Here is a 2,446-nt window from a genome sequence, read left to right as displayed (position 1 = left end):
CCGCTCGAGCCGTCTCCGCGAGTGCCCGGTCACCCCCTCCATCCGACGGGTGCACCGGTGGCACCGGAACCTCGAACCAGTCGCCGGCCTCGCCCGCCGCGGTAACGGGTGGTCCATGGCGGGTGTCCGCCAGGTCGATGACCTCGGTGCGGTCCGGCAGCAAGAACGCCTGCTCCTCGGGGCCGGGCCTCCTCGGCTCGTCGCTCATGGACGTGATTGTGCCGAACTGACGACGCTGACTCGAACCGGGGCGGGTATCTCGGGCAGGCCCAGCACCTTCGTGGCCGCCCACACCGAGGCCGGCGCCGACGGCTCACCAACGGGGCCCTGCACGGTTCGGTCGGGCGATGTGAGCCACGACTCTCGGGGGCCGCCCGGCCTGCTCGCCGTGGTGGTTCGGGCCGAGATCGCCTGGCTGAAGAGCGACGGGCCGAAGCTCGTCGCGTCGACGGGCGCCTTGGCCGACGGGGTGAGCGAGCGAGCACCCACCTGCATCGGCACCACCGTGAGGCCCCAGGCCGCCGCAACCGACGCCGTCGCCGCGAGCGAGGCAAGGACCGCCGCGCGAACAGGTGAGCGATGCAGTGCCGGTGCGCCCGGGGTGATGGTCGGCACGGGCTGTCTCGAGGCGGGCTGGGGATCCCGGAACGGGCTTGATGGCAGGTGCAGCCGGACCCGGGCGGGCGCCTCGGGTACGTCGGGAACCTCCTGCCCGGGGGCGGCCACACCCATGAGCATGGCGTGGAGCGACTGAGGGACTCGGGTGTCGGCCCGCAGTGCCACGACGATCCGCCGTTCCTGCTCCGCAGCGGCGCGACAGAGCTCACAGGCGACCAAGTGCTGGTCGAAGACCCGGAGCATCGCCGCCGGCAGCGTCCGGTCGACGTAGCCGCGGACGTGTCCGCGTAAGTGTGGGGTCATTGGGTACCGGCTGCGACTCGGCGACCAGGCAGCTGCAGGCCGGGCCGCGACGCCTTGGCCTGCGTGGACGCGTCGGGCGCCCGGTGAGACAGGGCATCGCGCAACTGCGCGCGGCCGCGGTGGATCCGGGAGCGGACGGTGCCGAGCTTGACGCCCAGCGTCGCACTGATCTCCTCGTACGAGAGACCCTCGATGTCGCACAGGACGACAGCGGCCCGGAACTCGGGCGACAGGGCATCGAGGGCGCGCTGCACGTCATCGTCGAAGCGGGTGTCGTCGAACGTCTGCGCCGGGCCCTTCTCCCCGCTGGCGAGGCGCCCGGCGGCGTCCTCCGACAGTGCATCGAAGCGGATGCGCTGCTTGCGCCGCATCTTGTCGAGGAACAGGTTCGTCGTGATCCGGTGCAGCCATCCCTCGAACGTGCCCGGCTCGTAGGTGTTGAGGGATCGGAACACCCGCAGGAAGACGTCGTGGGTCAGGTCCTCGGCATCGTGCGGGTTGCCCGTCAGCCGGTAGGCGAGCCGGTAGACGCGAGGGGAGTGCTGCTCGACGATCTCCGCCCAGCTCGGCGGGGTCCACACAGCGCCGGACTCGACACTCTGTGCGGCGTGGTCGGTCGTGGTCGTCACGCGTTCATTCACCTCTCGGAGAGACCATCACGCAGCAGAACGTCTGCGCTGCTCGATTCGTTCCCTCATCGTTCCCCGCGGGGCCAGCCCTCGCCTGTGGCCAACCTGAGAACCACCTGTGGACCGCCCAGTCTAGACGGTCGGCGGAGCGTGCCGCCCGACAGTAGGGTGGCGCCATGAGTTCGCAGAAGCTGGCCGCGTGGGCCCACGCCGAGGAGTTCATCGCTCCGTCCGAGCATGTCGAGGCGGCGCGGCGCAGGGCGGACGAGCTCGGGGTCAGCTCGATCGACAACGGGGCCGGAGCCACCCTCCAGGTCCTCGCAGCCGCAGCCGGGGCCAGGGCTGTCATGGAGGTCGGGACCGGCACCGGCGTGTCAGGGCTGTGGCTGCTCGGCGGCATGGCACCGGACGGGATCCTCACGACGATCGATATGGAGCCGGAGCACCAGCGCGCGGCACGTGCCACCTTCGCCGCAGCAGGGGTCGCCCATCAGCGGACCAGAGTCATCACCGGTCGGGCCGCCGAGGTGCTGCCGCGGATGACCGACGGTGCCTACGACATGCTCGTCGTCGACGCCGACCGCTCCGACTACCCGTCCTATGTCGAGCAGGCGACCCGTCTGTTGCGGGCTGGAGGGACCCTGGTCATGTCGTGGTCCGACCGGGAGTCCGACCCGGCCGCGCGCGATCCCGAGACGACGACGCTGCGTGAGGTCGCCCGGCTGGTGCGCGACCAGGACCACTTCACGGCGGCACTGCTTCCGGTCAGTTCCGGACTCGTCGTCGCGGTGAAACGCTGACCCTTGACGAACAGCGACGCGGGCCGCCCCAACCCCCCGGACGGCGGCCCCCCGCAACGGCACCGGGTGGGGGGACGCAGCAGGAGCCCGCGCCCC

General features: G+C 71.4%; 4 protein-coding genes. 1 reads left to right on the top strand and 3 read right to left on the bottom strand.

Translation table 11 applies throughout. The features are described from left to right. The 3 genes from L0H79_RS21935 to sigE all read right to left on the bottom strand — a co-directional run. Positions 1-208, bottom strand: a 208-nt coding sequence (locus L0H79_RS21935) for a hypothetical protein (RefSeq protein ID WP_301486890.1), incomplete at its 3' end; no start/stop codon positions are given. After that, the gene (locus tag L0H79_RS21930) at positions 205-921 is read right to left on the bottom strand and encodes an anti-sigma factor (RefSeq protein WP_301486888.1); all 717 of its coding nucleotides are present in this window, start codon (positions 919-921) and stop codon (positions 205-207) included. The genes L0H79_RS21930 and L0H79_RS21935, both read right to left, overlap by 4 nt. Next, positions 918-1,550, bottom strand: coding sequence for an RNA polymerase sigma factor SigE (sigE, locus tag L0H79_RS21925; RefSeq protein ID WP_301486886.1), 633 nt, complete (start codon positions 1,548-1,550; stop codon positions 918-920). Before sigE ends, L0H79_RS21930 begins: the two co-directional genes overlap by 4 nt. A gap of 176 nt (positions 1,551-1,726) precedes the next feature. Between sigE and L0H79_RS21920 the strand changes: the two genes are divergently transcribed. Next, positions 1,727-2,350 carry an O-methyltransferase gene (locus tag L0H79_RS21920; protein ID WP_301486884.1) on the top strand — a complete coding sequence of 208 codons (624 nt, stop codon included), beginning with the start codon at positions 1,727-1,729 and terminating at the stop codon, positions 2,348-2,350. The last annotated feature ends 96 nt before the right edge of the window (positions 2,351-2,446 follow it).

The organism is Intrasporangium sp., assembly GCF_030452765.1.
In the GTDB taxonomy this organism is placed as follows: domain Bacteria; phylum Actinomycetota; class Actinomycetes; order Actinomycetales; family Dermatophilaceae; genus Intrasporangium_A.
The sequence above is the reverse complement of the archived record's forward strand: the minus strand, read 5'-3'. Positions and strand labels throughout refer to the sequence as shown.

Excerpts from the sequence above, each read along its gene's own strand:
- L0H79_RS21920 (WP_301486884.1), top strand. The coding sequence starts at position 1,727 with ATGAGTTCGCAGAAGCTGGCCGCGTGGGCCCACGCCGAGGAGTTCATC.
- L0H79_RS21930 (WP_301486888.1), bottom strand. The coding sequence starts at position 921 with ATGACCCCACACTTACGCGGACACGTCCGCGGCTACGTCGACCGGACG.